Annotated in this window: 18 protein-coding genes; 12 read left to right on the top strand and 6 right to left on the bottom strand. The window is 69.2% G+C overall.

Going from position 1 to position 17,818, the window contains the following annotated elements:
- Nucleotides 1-76 precede the first annotated feature (76 nt).
- The 11 genes from cbiE to AB7O82_RS28980 all read left to right on the top strand — a co-directional run bounded on the left by cbiE (nucleotide 77) and on the right by AB7O82_RS28980 (nucleotide 9,661).
- Nucleotides 77-1,318, top strand: a complete 1,242-nt coding sequence (gene cbiE, locus AB7O82_RS29030; RefSeq protein WP_428620825.1) for a precorrin-6y C5,15-methyltransferase (decarboxylating) subunit CbiE — start codon at nucleotides 77-79, stop codon at nucleotides 1,316-1,318.
- Complete coding sequence (locus tag AB7O82_RS29025; RefSeq protein WP_428620823.1) at nucleotides 1,297-1,692, top strand: cobalamin biosynthesis protein; 396 nt, start codon at nucleotides 1,297-1,299, stop codon at nucleotides 1,690-1,692. Before cbiE ends, AB7O82_RS29025 begins: the two co-directional genes overlap by 22 nt.
- Nucleotides 1,689-2,450, top strand: coding sequence for a precorrin-4 C(11)-methyltransferase (cobM, locus tag AB7O82_RS29020; RefSeq protein WP_428555308.1), 762 nt, complete (start codon nucleotides 1,689-1,691; stop codon nucleotides 2,448-2,450). The genes AB7O82_RS29025 and cobM overlap by 4 nt, the downstream gene beginning before the upstream one ends.
- A complete protein-coding gene (gene cobA / locus AB7O82_RS29015; RefSeq protein ID WP_428620822.1) occupies nucleotides 2,447-3,235 on the top strand; it encodes a uroporphyrinogen-III C-methyltransferase in 789 nt (262 codons plus the stop codon). The genes cobM and cobA overlap by 4 nt, the downstream gene beginning before the upstream one ends.
- Nucleotides 3,226-4,566: a cobyrinate a,c-diamide synthase gene (locus tag AB7O82_RS29010; protein WP_428620820.1), complete on the top strand. Its 1,341-nt coding sequence runs from the start codon at nucleotides 3,226-3,228 to the stop codon at nucleotides 4,564-4,566. The genes cobA and AB7O82_RS29010 overlap by 10 nt, the downstream gene beginning before the upstream one ends.
- Complete coding sequence (gene bluB / locus AB7O82_RS29005; RefSeq protein WP_428620819.1) at nucleotides 4,563-5,198, top strand: 5,6-dimethylbenzimidazole synthase; 636 nt, start codon at nucleotides 4,563-4,565, stop codon at nucleotides 5,196-5,198. Before AB7O82_RS29010 ends, bluB begins: the two co-directional genes overlap by 4 nt.
- Before the next feature lie 343 nt (nucleotides 5,199-5,541).
- The gene (locus tag AB7O82_RS29000; RefSeq protein WP_428552387.1) at nucleotides 5,542-6,567 is read left to right on the top strand and encodes a putative FMN-dependent luciferase-like monooxygenase; all 1,026 of its coding nucleotides are present in this window, start codon (nucleotides 5,542-5,544) and stop codon (nucleotides 6,565-6,567) included.
- Nucleotides 6,568-6,593: 26 nt separating this feature from the next.
- Nucleotides 6,594-7,187: a CMD domain protein gene (locus AB7O82_RS28995; RefSeq protein WP_428552384.1), complete on the top strand. Its 594-nt coding sequence runs from the start codon at nucleotides 6,594-6,596 to the stop codon at nucleotides 7,185-7,187.
- Complete coding sequence (locus tag AB7O82_RS28990; protein ID WP_428552381.1) at nucleotides 7,184-7,792, top strand: alkylhydroperoxidase domain protein; 609 nt, start codon at nucleotides 7,184-7,186, stop codon at nucleotides 7,790-7,792. The genes AB7O82_RS28995 and AB7O82_RS28990 overlap by 4 nt, the downstream gene beginning before the upstream one ends.
- A gap of 82 nt (nucleotides 7,793-7,874) precedes the next feature.
- Nucleotides 7,875-8,444: a hemerythrin domain-containing protein gene (locus tag AB7O82_RS28985; RefSeq protein WP_428552378.1), complete on the top strand. Its 570-nt coding sequence runs from the start codon at nucleotides 7,875-7,877 to the stop codon at nucleotides 8,442-8,444.
- 137 nt (nucleotides 8,445-8,581) lie between these two features.
- Nucleotides 8,582-9,661, top strand: a complete 1,080-nt coding sequence (locus AB7O82_RS28980; protein WP_428620817.1) for an ROK family protein — start codon at nucleotides 8,582-8,584, stop codon at nucleotides 9,659-9,661.
- Between the two features lie 98 nt (nucleotides 9,662-9,759).
- On the opposite strand, the gene AB7O82_RS28975 is transcribed toward AB7O82_RS28980, so the two are convergent.
- From AB7O82_RS28975 to AB7O82_RS28965, 3 genes are all read right to left on the bottom strand, one after another.
- Nucleotides 9,760-10,485: an aspartate/glutamate racemase family protein gene (locus AB7O82_RS28975; RefSeq protein ID WP_428552373.1), complete on the bottom strand. Its 726-nt coding sequence runs from the start codon at nucleotides 10,483-10,485 to the stop codon at nucleotides 9,760-9,762.
- 171 nt (nucleotides 10,486-10,656) lie between these two features.
- The gene (locus AB7O82_RS28970; protein ID WP_428552370.1) at nucleotides 10,657-11,775 is read right to left on the bottom strand and encodes a phospholipase; all 1,119 of its coding nucleotides are present in this window, start codon (nucleotides 11,773-11,775) and stop codon (nucleotides 10,657-10,659) included.
- Nucleotides 11,776-11,781: 6 nt separating this feature from the next.
- Nucleotides 11,782-13,419: a GMC family oxidoreductase gene (locus tag AB7O82_RS28965; protein ID WP_428552368.1), complete on the bottom strand. Its 1,638-nt coding sequence runs from the start codon at nucleotides 13,417-13,419 to the stop codon at nucleotides 11,782-11,784.
- Between the two features lie 246 nt (nucleotides 13,420-13,665).
- Between AB7O82_RS28965 and AB7O82_RS28960 the strand changes: the two genes are divergently transcribed.
- Nucleotides 13,666-13,947 carry a hypothetical protein gene (locus AB7O82_RS28960; RefSeq protein ID WP_428552365.1) on the top strand — a complete coding sequence of 94 codons (282 nt, stop codon included), beginning with the start codon at nucleotides 13,666-13,668 and terminating at the stop codon, nucleotides 13,945-13,947.
- A 249-nt stretch (nucleotides 13,948-14,196) separates the two neighbouring features.
- Here the strand turns inward: AB7O82_RS28960 and AB7O82_RS28955 are convergent, their stop codons facing one another.
- The 3 genes from AB7O82_RS28955 to AB7O82_RS28945 all read right to left on the bottom strand — a co-directional run.
- A complete protein-coding gene (locus AB7O82_RS28955) occupies nucleotides 14,197-16,560 on the bottom strand; it encodes an ABC transporter permease (protein ID WP_428620815.1) in 2,364 nt (787 codons plus the stop codon).
- Nucleotides 16,554-17,270: an ABC transporter ATP-binding protein gene (locus AB7O82_RS28950; RefSeq protein ID WP_428620813.1), complete on the bottom strand. Its 717-nt coding sequence runs from the start codon at nucleotides 17,268-17,270 to the stop codon at nucleotides 16,554-16,556. The genes AB7O82_RS28955 and AB7O82_RS28950 overlap by 7 nt, the downstream gene beginning before the upstream one ends.
- A partial coding sequence (locus AB7O82_RS28945; protein WP_428620812.1) for a prenyltransferase occupies nucleotides 17,267-17,818 on the bottom strand: 552 nt, incomplete at its 5' end. The genes AB7O82_RS28950 and AB7O82_RS28945, both read right to left, overlap by 4 nt.

Below are 17,818 nucleotides of genomic sequence, written 5' to 3'. Positions count from 1 at the left end.
ATGATCGAGAAAATGAGCGCCATCGGAGTGGCGCGCTCCCAGCGGAAGAGTCAGGTTTCCTGCCGCGAGCCCTCAAGTGAAAAGTGAACCTCCAACCGGCCTGCCGTCGCGCTGGCTGTCCATTATCGGCATCGGTGAGGATGGCGTTGCGGGGTTGTCATCGAGCGCCCGGGCGCTGATCGAGTCGGCCGAGTTGGTGGTCGGCGGCAAGCGTCATCTTGACTTGGCCGATTCGTTGATCAGCGGCCGGCGGCTCGCCTGGCCGAGCCCGATGGGCGAAGCGATCCCGGAGGTCGCGAAGCATCGCGGCCGGCCGGTGGTCGTGCTGGCGAGCGGCGATCCTTTCCACTACGGCGTCGGCAATCTCCTGCTGCGCGCCATTCCCGCGGCGGAGACGCTCTGCCTGCCGCAGCCGTCGTCCTTCAGCCTGGCGGCCGCGCGGCTCGGCTGGTCGCTGCAGGACGTGGCGCTGGTCAGCCTGCACGGCCGGGCGCTGGAAGCCATCGTGCGCCATCTGCAACCCGGCGCTCGCATTTTCGCGCTGTCGTGGGACGGCGACACGCCGAGGAAGCTTGCCGAATTGCTGGTTGCCCGCGGCATGGGCCAGTCTCGATTGACCGTGCTGGAGGCGATGGGCGGTCCGCGCGAGCGCATCCGCCAGGCAACGGCGGCCGGATTCGATCTCGCCGATGTCGGCGCGCTCAACACCATCGCGCTGGACGTGGTGGCCCCGTCCGGCGCTGCCGTCGTGGCCCTGGCGCCCGGGCTCGACGACAGCCTGTTCGAGAATGACGGCCAGCTCACCAAGCGCGAGGTGCGGGCCGCCGCCATCGCCGCGCTGGCTCCGCGTTGGGGCGAGCTCTTGTGGGATGTCGGCCTGGGCGCAGGATCGGTCGCCATCGAATGGCTGCTGCGCCATCCCTCGCTCAAGGCCGTCGGCATCGAGGATCGCCCCGAGCGCGCCGCGCGCGCGGCACGCAATGCCGCTTCCCTCGGCACCCCCGATCTGCAGATCGTGCAGAAGAAGGCACCCGAGGGCTTTGCGGGTCTGCCGGCGCCCGACGCGGTGTTCATTGGCGGCGGCCTCTCCGATCCCGGCCTGTTCGAAGCCGCCTGGTCGCACCTGAAGCCCGGCGGGCGGCTGGTCGCCAACGCCGTGTCGCTGCAATCCGAGGCGCGGTTGATCGAGCTGTTCCAGCGCCACGGCGGTGAGCTGGTCCGCCTTGAAGTGGCGAAGGCGGGCAGGGCCGGCACCGGCGGCGTCTTCGTCTGGCGCCAGGCCGCGCCGATCGTCCAATGGCGCGTCCGGAAGCCGTGATCGTGGCCGGCGTGGGATTTCGCCTCGGCACCACGGCTGAGGAGATCGAGGCGCTGGTGCGCCAGGCGCATGCGCTGCACGATGCCGAACGCATTGACCTGCTTGCCACGGAGGCCAACAAGGCGAACGAGCCGGGCTTTCAGGAAACGGCGCGGCGCTTGTCGGTAGAAGCCGTGGGCTGCACCACCGCGGACCTGCGGAGCGTGACCGACAGGCTCCTGACGCGGTCGCTGCGCGTGCGGCGGGCCACCGGCCTGCCGTCGATTGCCGAGGCGGCGGCACTGGTCGCGGCCGGTCGCAACGGGCGCCTGCTCGGCCCGCGACTTGCGTCGGCGCGCGTGACCTGCGCCATTGCGGTGGGAGATGGCCGATGACCGTGCATTTCATCGGAGCCGGTCCGGGCGCGGCCGATCTGATCACCGTGCGCGGTCGCGACCTGATCGCGCGCTGTCCGGTGTGCCTCTACGCAGGCTCGCTGGTGACCAGGGCGCTGCTCGATCATTGCCCGGCCGGCGCGCATATCGTCGACACCGCACCGATGTCGCTCGACGAGATCATCGACGCATGCCGACGCGCCACCGAGGCCGGGCAGGACGTGGCGCGGCTGCATTCCGGCGATCTCTCGGTGTGGAGCGCGCTCGGCGAGCAGCTGCGCCGCCTGCAAGCGCTCGGCATCGCCTGGACGATAACGCCCGGCGTGCCGTCCTTCGCCGCCGCCGCCGCTGCGCTGGGGCAGGAGCTGACCCTGCCGGAGCTGGCGCAATCGGTGGTGCTGACGCGCACGTCGGGGCGGGCCTCGACGATGCCGTCCGGCGAGACGCTCGAAGCCTTCGCCGCGACTGGCGCGACCCTCGCGATCCATCTCTCGATCCATGTCCTCGACAAGGTGGTGGCGCGGCTGCTGCCCTTCTACGGGCCCGATTGCCCGGTCGCCGTGGTCTATCGCGCGAGCTGGCCCGATGAGCGGGTCATCCGCGCGACCCTCGCCGGCATCGTGGGCGAGGTCGCGCGCCAGCCGATCGAGCGCACCGCGCTGATCCTGGTCGGCAAGGTGCTGGGCGCGCGCGACTTCAGCGACAGCGCGCTCTACGACGCGGCCTATCAGCGACGTTTCCGTGGCAGGGGATCGTGACCCTCGACGACTTTCCCGGTCTGCCGGCCTTCCCTCCCGGCGAGGTGTGGCTGGTCGGCGCCGGCCCGGGTGATCCGCGGCTGCTCACGGTGCTGGCGTTGCATGCCCTGTCGAAGGCCGACGACATCGTGCACGACGCGCTGGTCGATTCGCGCATCCTGCCGCTGGCGCGGCGCGGCGCCGAGCTGATCGCCGCGGGCAAGCGCGGCGGCCAGCCCTCGTCACCCCAGAGCGACATCAACGAGGTGCTGATCGGGCGCGCCCGGCTCGGCCGCCGCGTCGTGCGCCTGAAGGGCGGCGATCCGTTCGTCTTCGGGCGCGGCTGGGACGAAGTCTCGGCGCTTACCGAAGCCGGCATCCGCTTTCGCATCGTGCCCGGCCTGACCTCCGGCCTCACGGCGGCAGCCCTGGCGGGCATTCCGGCAACCTCGCGCGACACCAATCACGCCGTCGTCCTCGCCGCCGGTCATCGCGCCGAGGACGAGCGTTCGATCGCCGACTGGGCGGCGCTGGCGCGGCTCGGCCAGCCGATCGTGCTCTACATGCCGATGACCCGGCTTGCCGGGATCGCCGCCGCCCTGCAGCAGGGCGGTCTTGCCGCCGACACGCCGGCGGCGCTGATCCAGGGTGCCACGACGGCCGACGAGAAGGTGGTCGACAGCACGCTGGGCTCGCTCGCCTCCGATGCGGCGCGGCACGGCATCGGCTCGCCCTGCATCGTCGTGATCGGCGCCATCGCCGCGCTGCGCAGCCAGCTTCTCGCGTCGCTGGTGCCATGGCGGTGAGCCGGCCCGGGCTGATCGTGGCCGCGCCGCGCTCGGGCGCCGGCAAGACCACCGTCGCGCTCGGCCTGATGCGCGCTTTTGCGCGCCGCGGTCTTGCCGTGCAGCCGTTCAAGTGCGGCCCCGACTATATCGATTCGGCCTTTCACACGGTTGCCGCCGGGCGGCCGAGCTGTAATCTCGACACCTGGGCGATGAGCGAGCGCACGCTCGCCGAACTCGTATCGCGCGACGCGGGATCCACCGATCTCGCCATCGTCGAGGGCGTGATGGGCCTGTTCGATGGCGCGGCGGGCGACGGGCAGGCGGGGCGCGGTTCGACGGCCGATCTGGCGGCGCTGCTCGGTTGGCCGGTCGTGCTGGTGCTCGATGTCGCGGGCCAGACCGAGACCGCGGCCGCCATCGCCACAGGCTGCGCGGGCTATCGCGCGGACGTCGTGGTTGCCGGCGTGATCCTGAACAATGTCGCGAGCCCCCGGCACCTCGACCTGATTGCGCCTGCCTTTGCGCGTGTCGGCGTCAGGCTGTTCGGTGCGTTCGGGCGTGACGAAAGGCTGGCGTTGCCGCAGCGCCATCTTGGCCTGGTGCAGGCGGTCGAGACGGCCGAGATCGACCGGCGGCTCGAGCACTTTGCCGATGTCATCGCGGCGGCTGTCGACCTCGACGGGGTGCGCAGCTGCGCACGGGCATCGCGGCTGGCGATGGCATCGGCGACCGTCGATGCGGCGCCCGTTGTTTCGCCTCCCGGGCAGCGCATCGCGCTCGCGCAGGATCAGGCCTTTTCCTTCATCTATCCGCATCTGCTCGCGCGCTGGCGCGAGGCTGGCGCCGAGATCCTGCCCTTTTCGCCGCTCGCCGATCAGCCGCCGGATGCGGGTTGTGACGTCGTGTGGCTGCCGGGCGGCTATCCCGAGCTGCATGCCGGAGCCTTGGCCGCGGCAAACCGTTTCCACGATGGCTTGCGCGCACTCGCTGCGCGTGGCGTGTCCATTCATGGTGAATGCGGCGGCTACATGGTGCTGGGGCAGGGACTCGTGGATCAGTTGGGACGGCGCCATGCGATGTCAGGTTTGCTGGCGCTCGAGACCTCGTTTGCCCAGCGTCGCCTGCATCTCGGCTATCGCCGTGCACGCCTGCAAAGGGACTGTCCGCTGGGCGCCGCGGGCAGCGAGATTTTCGGTCACGAGTTCCACTTTGCCAGCGTGCTCTCCAGTGGCGACGAGCCCCTCGTCGAGTGCCGCGATGCTGCCGGCGAGGCCGTGCCGGAAGCCGGCGCACGTCGCGGCGCGGTGAGCGGGACGTTCTTTCATTTCATCGACGGGCAGCAGACATGACTCCGACCTTCGATGCCGACTTCCGCGCCCGGTTCCGCGATCTGGTGCTGTGGCGTCGCGACGTGCGGCGATTCCGCCGCGATGCCATCGCGCGTCCGCGCATCGACGCCGTGCTGGAGGTCGCCAGCCACGCGCCGTCGGTCGGGCTGAGCCAGCCGTGGCGCTTCGTCCACGTCGAATCACCGGAGCGTCGCCATGCCGTCGTGAAGAGCTTCTCCGACGCCAACGAAAAGGCGCTGGCAGGTTATGCCGGCGAGAAGCATGCGATTTATGCCGGACTGAAGCTCGAGGGGCTGCGCGAAGCGCCCGTGCATCTCGCGGTCTTCTCCGACGACGGCACGCACAGCGGCAGCGGGCTCGGCCAGCAGACCATGCCGGAGACGCTGCATTACTCGGTGGTCGCCGCGATTCAGACCTTGTGGCTGGCCGCGCGGGCAGACGGCATCGGCATGGGCTGGGTCTCCATCCTCGACCCCAGGGCGGTGAAGCACGTGCTCGACGTGCCGGCGGGTTGGAACCTCGTCGCCTATCTCTGCCTCGGCCTTCCCGCCGAGGAGCATCTCGATCCCGAGCTCGAGCGCCATCACTGGGAGGTCCGCAGCAACCTCGAGGATGTGACGTTCGTACGATGAGACCGGCGCGTTTCTCGACGGAAGCTCATGGCCGGGAGCGCGTCACTCCGTGGCGCTCCAACCCGCTGCTCGAGGTCCGCTTCGAGCGGCTTCGGACGTCCGACGGCTGGCTGCTGCGGGCGGACACATCTCCTGCTCCCCCGTAATCGGGGGAGGTGCCCCGTCATACGGGGCGGAGGGGAGAGCTGCAGTAGCGATCCATGAAATTCCGACGTCGAAATCTCATGGATCACGGATGAGGCTCTCCCCCTGTGGCCCTTGGGCCACCTCCCCCGATGACGAGGGAGGGATATGAAGATACCCATCCTTGCTTCGCCCCCGATCCCGCTCCAAGGTTGACCCGATGGTTCCCAAGCGTCTTGGCTTTTTCACCCGCCTGCTCGACCAGGTCGATGCGGCGGAGCGCTACCGGCTGGCGACCGAGCAGATCCTGCACGCCGAGCGCTGCGGCTTCGATTCGGCGTGGATCGCCCAGCATCACTTCCACGAGGGCGAGGGCGGCCTGCCCTCACCTTTCGTGTTCCTGGCCCAGGCGGCGGCGCGGACGTCGCGCATCCGGCTGGGCACCGGCATCGTGACCCTGCCGCTGGAGCTGCCGGTGCGGGTCGCCGAGGATGCCGTGGTGACCGACCTGATGTCGGGCAACCGGCTCGAGGTCGGCGTCGGCCCCGGCGGCAATCTCACCGCCTTCACCGCCTTCGGGCTCGACGCCAACGACCGCCATACGCTGATGGATCGCAACCTCGAGCTGATGCGCACGGCCTGGTCAGGCGGTGCGCTGCCGGGTGGCGACCGGCTCTACCCGGCGAGCCCGACCCTGGTCGACCGGATCTGGCAGGCGACCTTCTCGGTGGCGGGGGCACGCCGCGCCGGCGCGGCGGGCGACGGGCTGATGCTGTCGCGAACCCAGCCGCGCCCGACCGATGCGCCGAAAGCCTCGCTGGCTGATATCCAGAATCCGATGATCGATGCCTATCTGGAGGCACTGCCCAGAGGACGAGCGCCGCGCATCCTCGCCTCGCGCACCGTGTTCGTGGCCGACGACGCCAAGGAAGCGATGCGCTTTGCCGAGACCGGGCTGGCGCGCTTGCGCCATCGGCTTGCCGCCACGGGCAATCTCAGCTCGGGCAATCTCGTCGGCGATCTGATCGCGGCGCTCGACGTCCATATCGGCACGCCGGACGATGTGATCGCCTCGCTGCAGGCCGAGGCGACGCTCACCCGGGCGACCGATCTCACCGTGCAGGTTCATTCGATCGATCCGCCGCATCCCTATATCCTGCGCTCGATCGAGCTGGTCGCCGAGAAGGTGGCGCCGGCCCTGGGATGGGTGAAGGCCGAGCTCGACAGCGAGCGGCGAGTCGCCTGAAAATGACTGGGGGACAAGGAAGAAGAATGCCCGATGTGATCGACACGCTGGCCGGGATCGCCCCTGGTTCGCCGCTGCACGCGATTCGCGACCAGCGTCCGCAGGCCCGCCTGCATGCCCAGGCGAGCTACGACTCGCTGTTCTCGCCGCTCAGCGAAGCCGACGCGAGCAAGGTCGAGCGGTTCGCCATCGCCTGTTTCGTGATCGGCCTGCACGGCCGCCCCGAGATGGCAGCGTTCTACGACGCGGGGCTCGCCGGCGCCGGCGCGCCGGCGGGACTGAAGGAGGCCATCGCCGCGGCGGCAGCCGCCGCCAAAGGCACGGGGCCGTACGGCCACTATCCCAAGGGGCCGCTCAGCAGCGAGGACCAGACCGGCCCGGTGCATCGCCTCGACGCGGCCAGCCGGGCCTCGCTCGGTCCTCGGCTTGCCGCCGCTTTCGAGCATACGCACATGCTTGTGTTCCATCCGCGCGATTCGGCGCCGGCCTATCTCCAGTCGCTGATCGACGCCGGCTGGTCGACCACGGGTATCGTGGTGATCTCCCAGCTCGTCGCCTTTCTGTCCTACCAGATCAGGGTCGTCGCCGGCTTGCGCGCCCTGAACGCGAGGCCCGCATGACCGACAAGGTGCTTTCCACGCCGCCGCATGTCGAGCCGGTGGTGTTTACCCGCGATATGCTCGACTGGCTGCCTTGGCTCGAGCCGATGGCGGAACAGGACCTGACGGCGCGGCATATGGAAGGCCTGGTCGATGCGTCGCGCGCCAAGTCGGCCTATTTCCGCCTGCTGGCGCGCGATCCCGAGGTTCTCGGAGCGCGCACCCGCACCGACAAGGACATCTTCTACAACCCCGATGCTGGCCTGCCGCGCGCCGAGCGCGAATTGGCCGCCGCCGCGACCTCGCGCTTCAACGGCTGCATCTATTGCGCCTCGGTGCATGCGCGCTTCGCCGCGACCTACTCGAAGCGGGTCGAGGACGTCGATCGCCTGCTGGCGGAAGGGGTCGGCGCCGATCTCGATCAGCGCTGGAACGCCATCGTTGCGGCATCGGTGGCGCTCACGTCGACGCCGATCACGTTCGGCGCCGAGCAGGTCGATGCCCTGCGCAAGGCCGGGCTGGACGATGCGTCGATCGTCGATGTCATCAATGCGGCGTCGTTCTTCAACTGGGCCAACCGGCTGATGCTGTCGCTCGGCGAGCCGGCGGCACCCCCGGGCAAGTAGCGCGCGACACCTCGGGGCCAGGGCCCGCAACTTCCGGCGCAGGCCGACGTTTCGTCTCTCGAAGGGGTGTCTGGAGGGATCCATGAGTGCTGCCCGCAGGAAGGCCGCGCAGGCGCGACGACGTGGCGACGCGGACGATGTCAATCCGGACGATGCCCTCGTGCTGCTGACCGCCGAGCACAACGCGATCGAGAAGCTGGTCCGCGAATTCGCACGTCGTGCCGGCACGATGGACGGCGTCGAGAAAGGCAAGCTCGCCCTGCGCATTTGTCATGCCTTGGCCAACCACCACGCCATCAAGGCCGAGGTCTTCTACCCGGCTGCCGAGGCCGTCCTGGATGACGAGGACAGGGGGCGGATCGATGCGCTGCGGGTGGATCACGAGGTGCTGCTCGACCTCATCGAAGAGGTCGAGCGCATGCCGGCCGAGCATCGCGAGTTCGATTCCCACGTCCGCGACCTGGGGGATTTGGCATGCCGGCTGATGAAAGCCGAGGAGGAGAATGTCTTCCCGCTCCTGCGCCATTCCAGGCTCGATCTCGTCGGCACCGGCGAGCGCATGGCCGCGCGCAAGAGCCAGCTCGCCACCCGCCCCGTCGATCGGGCGCTGATCCGCCAGGCCCGCCGGGTCATGGGGGGCGCCCGGCCGTGAGTCTGGTGCCCTAAGGCCGGTGCCCTAACTCCGGTGCCCTAACTCCGGTGTAAGAGCGCAACCCTGCTTCAGGCCACCCGTTGTCTTCTCGTGGCGCGCGGACGCGGTGCGGGGAGGCGGCAATTCCTGATAGTACGATGACGAACGATGCACCGAAGGTGGAAGCGGCTTCGGTGTTGGGGCATGGTGGTCGCGTCCTTCCGGCCGTTACGGTCGACACTTACAACGAAGTGCTGCGCGACGAGGAAGGCTTCGTCGGCGATCGGGCGAGCGGTCGCGCCTTTCGATCGATCCTGGAGGATTGGCGCGAGAAGCTGAAGGCGCTCGGCGAGGATCCGTTCGGCGACACGCCGAGCCACGAGATCTCCAAGTCCAAGCTCGACAAGGTGCTGGCCGGTGACGACCCGCTGGCTGCCGGTCTCGTGCACACCGTCGTCGAGGAATTTGCCGTCGAGCTGGCCACCGTCGTGCGCCGCTTCCTGCACCTCGAGAATTGGCGGGACACGGAGCGCATCTTGATCGGCGGTGGGCTGAGCGCCAGCCACATCGGCGAGCTTGCCATGGGGCGGGCGGCGGTTGCGCTGGCCGGCGAGGGCGTGGCCATCGACCTGCGCACCATCACCCATCATCCCGACCGGGCCGGGCTGATCGGCGCCGTCCATCTTGCGCCGAGTTGGGTGCTGGCCGGGCACGACGGGATCATTGCCGCCGATGTCGGCGGCACGAACCTGCGGGTGGGCGTCGTCGAGCTCAACATGAAGAAGGGCGGCAACCTGGCGAAGGCGGAGGTGTGGAAGCACCTGCACTGGCGTCACCGCGACGACCAGCCGTCGCGCGGCCAGACGCTGGATCGACTGGCGGAGATGGCGCACGAGCTGATCCGGCTCGCCGGCAAGGAGAAGCTCAAGCTGGCGCCGTTTGTCGGCATCGGCTGCCCTGGCCAGATCGACGAACGCGGCGTCATCCTCACCGGCGGCCAGAATTTGCCCGGCAACTGGGAAGGCGAGGATTTCCAGCTGCACGCCGAGGTAGCTTCGCGACTGCCACGCCTGGAGGGGCACGAGCCGGTGGTGATCATCCACAACGATGCGGTCGTTCAGGGGCTGAGCGAGGTCCCCAACATGACCGACATCCACCGCTGGGGCATCCTGACCATCGGCACCGGCCTCGGCAATGCGCGCTTCACCAACCGGATCGACGAGACCGCCAGCGCGTGATTGTCCGAAGTTGAACCAGCAGAGAGAAAATCACCCCGAGGAGCCACGCGGAGCGTGGCGTCTCGAAGGGTTAGGTTCGGGCTTGAACCGATGACGCTCTAGCGCGAGAAGCGGCGCGGCCTGAGTCCGGCATGGAACCAGGTGATCAAGGAATAGATGTCGTAGACGGGAAGCCCGAGCGCGTCGCGCAAGGCGGCTGCATAGGGCGGCATGTTGGTGCATTCGAGGACGATGGCGCCGACCTCTGGATGGCCGGCGACCAGCGCCCGGCCGGCGTCGAGAATGTCCTGCTCGGCCTTGGCGACATCCATGTCGTCCTTCTCGCCCAGGATCAGCACGCGGAAGAATTCCTGGCCGTTCTCCGTGCCGATGACGGGCGTGTCCAACGGCACACCGGCTGCCTCCAGATGCTTCGGCGTGAGAGAGGCGGCACTGACAGTGACGACGCCGACCCGCTTGCCGGGCGGCAGGGTGGCCTGCACCCACGGCACCTGCAGCAGCGAGCTGGTCGCCACCGGCACCTTGGCGTTCGCCGCCAGTTCATTTTGGAAGAGGGACAGGAAACCGCAATTGGTGGTGATCGCCTCGGCGCCATGGCGCACCAGCTCGGCGGCCGCATCGATGAAGTTCGGCAACAGTCCGGCTGCGCCCTTGAGCACGACGGACTCGGGATTGGCGCCCGGCACGATCTTGTACAACACGGGAAACGGCCAGGTCGTGGCGTTGCCCATGTCGCCCGGAATACGCGGAAAGCGCGCTTCCAGCATCAGGATGCCGAGAGGCGCGCCATAGAGGGCCTTGCCGCCTTTTGCAATCGAAGTCACGTGGTGGGTCTCCCCAATTGTTTCCCTCCCCCGTCATCGGGGGAGGCCCGCAGGGCCGGAGGGGGAAGGCCACAGCCGCGATCTCTCTCATTCCGACGTCGGAATTGCAGGCATCGCGACTGAGGCTTTCCCCTCCGCCCCTTCGGGGCACCTCCCCCGATTACGGGTCGATTACGGGGGAGGAACATGATCTCGTGTCCCCAGGAACCAGTCGAGGATATGGGCATTCTCGTCGCGCGGATAGGTGTGCGACAGGTCCGCAACCTCGCGATAGACGACATCGGCACCGGCGTCGCCCAGCACCTGCCGGGCGGTGCGCGCCAATTCCGCCGAGAACATCCAATCCTGGGCGCCGTGGACGATGTGGATCGGCAGGCCGCGCACCCGCTGGGCGTCGGCGAAGCCGATCAGCATGGGATGGAAGGCGGCGGCGACCGGCGCCAGATGCGAGAACCGGCAGTCGCCGCGCAGGCCCAGCACGTAGGTGAAGGTGCCGCCGTCGCTCATGCCGGTGAGCAGGGTTCGCGCGCGATCGATCGGCCACTGGCCGGCGACCTGCTCGACCATGGCGTCGATGTTCGGGCCATCGATGCCCGCCTCCATCAGCGACCACGTCGTGCCGATGGCGGTCGGCGCCAGCACGACGAAGCCGCGCGTGCGTGCCTCGCGGACCCAGCTCCACAGGAAAGCGCCGCCGTTGCCGCTGCCGCCATGCAGGGCGGCAACCAGCGGCATCGGCACGGCCGCGTCGTAGTATTCCGGCACGTACAGCGAGAAGGCGCCGCGTGTGCCGGGTGGCCCGCCCACATGCATCACCCCGACGCGCTCGCGATCCTGATCGACGCCGGCCAGCCGCTCGTTCACGGCCGGGTCGCCGCGTGCCGACTGCTCCAGGAAGAACTGGCTGACCGGCCGCAGGAAAGCCGCCAGCGGATAGAGCGCGGCGGCCCCCTTGGCGTAGCTGCGCAGCGCCCGGTAGGCGGCGACGATGGGCTGCGGCTCGTCCTGGGCGGCGCGCAGGCCGGCGATGCCTTCGGCCGCCGCCTCCGCGGCGGGTTCCAGGCAGTCGCGCACCGGCGCCAGGCGGCCGGGCCAATCGAGGGCGCGCGAATCGTCGAGCGCGGGGCCGAGGTCGTCATCGCGTCCGTCCATCGCCTGGATCAGCTGGAGCAGGGTGGCCGGCGAGAGGTGCCGGGCGGCGAACTCGAGGGCGTGCAGGGCCTTCAGCGTCGCAGGCACCAGCCGGGCGATGGCATCGACTGCAGGTTCGTTGCCCTCCGCCTCGGCCATGGGGCGTCAATCCTTCAGAATGGTCGCTTCGAGCGGCTGGCGACCGCGGATCATGTCGGAGGCCTTCTCGGCGATCATCAGCACCGACGCATTTAGATTGGCCGAGGGCATGGTCGGCATGATCGAGGCGTCGACGACGCGCAGGCCCTGGACGCCGCGTACGCGCAGCTGGTCATCGACCACCGCGGTCGGATCGCTGTCGGGCGCCATGCGGCAGGTGCCCATGAGGTGGAAGGTGGTGGTGCCGCGCTGCTTGGCGGCGCCCAGCAGCTCGTCGTCCGACTGCACCTTGGCGCCGGGAAACTCCTCGCGGTCGTAATACTTGCTGAGCGGCCGCGAGGCGAGCAGGCGACGCGCCAGCTTCATGCCGGCAAGCAGGACGTGACGGTCGCTCTCGGCGGTCAGGTAGTTGGGCTGGATGACCGGATGGTCGAACGGATCGGCCGACTTGATTCGGACATAGCCGCTGCTGTCGGGCCGCTGCTGCCAGGAGGCGATGGTCATGCCGGGGAAGTCGTCGAGGGTCGACTGCACACCCTCCTTGTAGCTCGCGGGCGTGAAGGTGAGCTGCAGGTCGTAATTGTCGACCCGTTCGTCCGACTTCCAGAACACGTAGATCAGGGTCGGATTGAGCGCCAGGATGCCTTTGCGGGTGAAGGCGTACTTCAGCACCTCGTTGACCAGCCTGAGGCCGTGCGACTTCTCGTTGATGGTCTCGGCATTCTTGACGCGGGCGACGAAACGCGGCGCGTAGTGATCGCGCAGATTCTCGCCGACCCCCGGCAGCTCGTGGCGAACCGTGATGCCGTGTGCTTGCAGCAGCGGCGCCGGCCCGATCCCCGAGACCTGCAGAAGCTGCGGCGAGTTCACCGTGCCGCCACACAGGATCACTTCCTTGTTGGCGCGCACCTCGCTTGGCGTGCCGTTACGGCCGCCGCGGCGATAGCGCACGCCGACCGCGCGCTTGCCCTCGAGCAGGATCTCCGAGACATGGGCGTTGGTGCGAACGGTGAGGTTCGGGCGGCCCATCGCCGGACGCAGGTAGCCGCGCGCGGCGCTCATGCGCCGACCATTCTGGATGATGCGCTGGACGTAGCTCACGCCCGCCTGCATCGTGCCGTTGTAGTCGCGGTTGCGCGGAATGCCCATCTCGACCGCGCCCTCGATGAAGGCCTCGCACAGCGGATCGCGCCAGTCGAGATCGGTGATCGGCAGATTGCCCTCGCGGCCGCGAAAAATGTCGTCGGCTTCGCCGATGCGCCGCTCGCTGCGCCGGAAGTAGGGCAACACGTCGGCATAGCCCCAGCCGTGGTTGCCGCGTTGCGCCCAGCCGTCGAAATCCATTCGCTGGCCGCGATTGTAGATATGGCCGTTGATCGAGCTCGATCCGCCCAGGGTCTTGCCGCGCGGCGCGGCGATGCGGCGCCCGCCGGTCCATTCGCTGGCTTCGGAGGTGTAGAGCCAGTTCACCCTGGGATTGACCAGCGTGTACATGAAGCCGGCCGGGATATGGATGAAGGGGTGCCAGTCCCGGGGGCCGGCCTCCAGCACGCAGACCGTGGCGTTCCCGTCCTCGCTCAGCCGGCCGGCCAGCACGCTGCCGGCCGATCCGGCGCCGACGATGACGTAGTCGAAGGTTTCCATGGTGTTTGGCAAGCTCCCGTCCGGCCCTTGCTATCGCAGCTTCAGGGTCGGGTCGAGGCCCACGAGTCTCAAGGCCCGACCGAAACAGGCGGGCGGCGCAGGCGCCGGCCGGAAGGGAGCCCAATTCGACGGCGTACCGGCAAGACGCGACTTTGACATCTGCCACCCGTGGCACGGGACATCCCCGTTGCAGCGGTCGAGGCTTCATGAGACATCGACAAGCAATGCCAACAAGGAAAGACAGACATGATGACGAAGATGCTGGTGGCGATGGGAGCTCTCGCGACCTTGGGCATGGCGACCCTTGCCCATGCCGACATGGCGGCAGCCAATGCCTGCGCGGCCAACCTCAAGCCCGACGGCAAGCAGATCTACGCCGCGGTGATCGCCGCCAAGCCGACGTCCGACACGCTGCAGTCGACCATGGAAAGCCAGACGCGCGGCCTCGCCATGAACGGCAAGATCGGCCGCGGCGAGGCGCGCGACAATGCGATCGCGGCCCGCGACTGCGTGAGGCTGAGTTTCTAGCATCAATCTCCTCCCCAGCTTCGCTGGGGAGGTGTCGCCGTCTTACGGCGACGGAGGGGTCATGATTCTCGGATCGCGGGCGTCTCGCCCGCCTCATGATCATGAGCGGGCGAGACGCCCGCGGTCCGGAAGACCATGACCCCTCCGCCTGCATGCGCGAAGCCGAAGCGGCTTCGCTTCGGCGAAGGCAGGTCCTCGAAGACGCGGACAACTCCCCAGCGGAGCTGGGGAGGAGGATGAGACTGCCGCTTACGTTGCTGCAGCCCGCAGGGCGGCGGGCACGTCGATCTTGCGGACACGCCGTGCGGCCAGTGCAAAAGAGACGACCGCCGCTGCCAAGACGATGCCGATGGCAATGGCGTAGCTGCGCCATCCAACCACCAGCGGCACATGGAAGAGGTCGTTGTCGAGGGTCCAGACGATGACCTGGCCGAGGCCGATTCCCACGGCCGCCCCCAATGGCAGGGCGAGCGCGACAGCGAAAGCGAGCTCACCCGCCAGCATGAGGAGGATCGTGCTTTCGCCGAAGCCCAGGGCGCGCAGGATGGCGAGCTCGCGCAGGCGCTCCGACAGGGCGACGCGGACGGTGGCGTCGACGATCGCGAAGGCGGCGACGGCGGCGAAAGCCACGAACGCCGAGACGATGATGGTGAGGGTGCGGGCCATGGTCTCGCGGAAGGCCACAATGGTTGCCGTGCGCGGCATGTAGCTCGCGACCACGGATGAGGCCTTGAGGGCGCGAAGGAAGTCGGTCCGGTCCTTGTCGGCAAGCTTCACCTCGGCGCCGGTGACGATCGGCCCCGAGTCCAGCCGACGGCCCAGGGCGGCGAGGTCCATGTAAGCGCCGAGCCCGATATACTGCTCGACGATCGCCGCGACGGCGATGTCGAACGGGCGTCCCGTAGCGGGGCTGACGGTTACGCTGTCTCCGGTTCGCGCCCCGAGGATCTCGGCCAGCCGGCGCGACACGGCGAGGCCGCCCTCGGCGAGCGACACCGGCTCGAGTGCGGTATCGAGCAGGCGCTGCAGGGTGCCGTCGGCGGGCAGGCCGGTGAGCACGACGTCGCGCGCCGCACCGCGCAGCGTGAGGCGCGCCGGCAGGTCGAGGCGGCCCTCGATCCGGCGCACGCCCGGCCAGCGCGCGATGTCGGCCAGCGCCGCAGGCGGCAGAGGAGCGGCGAAGGTGATGGTCGCGTCCTGGCGCTGGGCGCGGCCATAGAAGACGTCGACCATCTCGTCGAGCGCGTCGAAGCTGAACAGCGTGGCGATCTGCAGGCCGACCGCAAAGGCGGCCGCGAATGTCGTGAGCAGCACGCGCAGCGGATGGCGCGCGAGCTGGCGCAGCACCAGGACGGCCGGTACGCCGAGGCGCCGCACCATCTGCTCGCCCACGACGGCCCTGGGGCTGGCGGGTGTCGGCGGCAGCAAGGCGCGGGCCGGCGGCAAGGCGGCGGCGCGCGCCGCCGGCTGCAGGGCCGCAATCGCTGCGGCCGCGCCCAGGACCAGGATGACGCCGGCAACGGCCGGCAGATCCGGTTCGTAGTGCAGGAAGGGGAAGCGGAAGAACCCGGCATAGATTTGGGTGACCACTCGGCCTAGCGCGACGCCCACAGGCAGGCCAAGCAGGCTCGCCGCGATCGCCAGCGCGAGTGCGAACTTCACGTAGTGCCGGCCGACCGTCGCGTCGTCGAAGCCGAGCGCCTTCACAATGCCGATCTCGGGCCGCTGCAGCTCGATGACGCGCAGCATCGAGGCGTGCAGCAGGAAGACCGCGACGCCGAGGAAGATCGCCGGCACCAGGATGCCGATGGCGCCAAGCTCCTCGAGCTGGCTTTGCACGAAAGCATGTGATTGCTGGCGGGCGCGGTCGTGAACGGCGTCGCCGCCCCCATCGGCCGCCAGCAGCCGGTCGACGGCCTCGCTCACCGCGGAAGCCGAGGCGCCGGGGGCGAGCCGTATCGCGAGGTCATTGAAGCGATCGCCCAGCCGCAGCGCCTCCGCCAGAACCCGGCGATCCTGCCAGACGATGGCGAAGCGGCGGTCGTCGGGCACGATCTGCCCGGGCCCCAGGGCGAAGATGAATTCGGGCGAGAGGGCGGTGCCGACGATGATGAGCGTGCGCCTGAGTCCGCCGATCGTCATGGTCAGGCGACTGCCGGGGCCGAGGCCGTGCGCCTTGGCGAAGCCCGCGTCGATCACGACCTCGTCGGGACGATCGCCTGCCGGGATCCGGCCCTGCTGCAGCGCCAGCCCGTTAATGGCCGGGCCATCCGGTTCCGGCAGCGAGATCATCCGGGCCGGGATCGGCTCGTCGATGCCGTCGAGGGCAATCCCGCCCGAACCGACGACGCGCGCCGCCACGGTGGCCACGCCAGGAATGCGCCGCACTGCGTCGGCCAGCGACAGCGGTGCTGGCGGCAGCGTGGCGAACAGGTCGGCGAAGCCGCAGCGGCGGTAGTAGTCGGCGCGCGTCTCGAAGAGCGAATGCTGGACGCTGAAGGACATGACGACGGTGGCGCCGGCGCAGGCCAGCACGAGGACGATGCCGAGCCCCTGTCCGCGCAAGTGCCAGAGGTCACGCAAGAGCTTGCGGTCGAGCAGGCCGATCACCATGCGAGGTCGCGTGCTTGCGCGCGCGCCTGGTTGCGGTAGGAGCGGACGATGACGCCGTCGGCGAGGTGGACGACGCGGTCGGCCATGCCGGCGATCACGGCGTTGTGGGTCACCACGACGACGGCGGTGGCGAAGTCGCGGTTCACGCGAGCGAGCGCCTCGAGCACCACCACGCCGGTCGCCGAGTCGAGCGCGCCGGTGGGCTCGTCGCACAGCAGCAGATCCGGTTGGCGAACGATCGCTCGTGCGACCGCGATGCGCTGCTGCTCGCCGCCGGAGAGCTGCGCGGGAAAGCGGTCGGCGAGATCGGCCAGCCCGACATGGGCCAGCGCCTCCCGGGGGGCGAGTGCGCGCTCGATGCCCGCCGCACCCAGCGCCACGTTCTCGGAAGCGGTCAGGCTGGCGATCAGGTTGTAGGCCTGGAAGACGAAACCGACATGGCGACGGCGGTAGAGCGTCAGGGCACGCTCGTCGAGCGCCGCAAGGTCGAGGTCGCCGAAGAGGAGGCTGCCGTCGCTCGCGCGGTCGAGGCCGCCGAGGAGATTGAGCAGGGTCGACTTGCCGCTGCCGGAGGGGCCGAGCAGCACCACCAGCTCGCCGCGCGCCAGCTCGAAATCGACGCCGCGCAGGGCATGGACACGGCCGGCCGCGGAGCCGTAGGTCTTGGCGAGGCCCCGCGCCGTGAGCACGGCGCGCTCGGGCTCGCTCACACCAGCACCCAGAGCGGGATGGCGACGAAAAACACGATGTAGGTGAGCGCCAACGCCATCAGCCCGTCGATGCGGCGCGGCTCCAGCTGGCGCTGCAGGTAGCGTTCCATCAGCACGACCTGCGCGATGGCATAGGGCACGATCAGCAGAAGGATTGCTTCAAGGATGCCGGAGTCGATCAGGCGCGGCAGCAGGGCAACCGCCGTCACCGCCGCCGCTGCCGTGGTCGCCTGGGCCAGCCGGACGGCCATGCGCGGCCCCAGGCGCACGGCGATGGTGCCCTTGCCGACGGCGCGATCGGCCGAATAGTCGGGGATGCCCGAGAGCGTGATGGCGGGCAGGATGGCGAAGAACAGCGGCACGGCGACCAGCCAAGGCCAGGGATTGGTCCAGGCGCCGCCCTGGAAGGCGTAGCCGCACAGGATGACGCCGAGGCTGTGCGTCACGCCGACATCGATCTCGCCCAGGCCGCGCCAGCAGAGCTTCAGCGGCGGCACGGTATAGCCGATCGCCAGCACGCCGAGGGCAGCGAGGATGACCAGGCTGGG

The sequence above is a fragment of the Reyranella sp. genome (assembly GCF_050185545.1).
GTDB lineage: Bacteria > Pseudomonadota > Alphaproteobacteria > Reyranellales > Reyranellaceae > Reyranella.
Note: the sequence above shows the minus strand (reverse complement) of the source record. Positions and strands in the feature narration are given on the sequence as shown.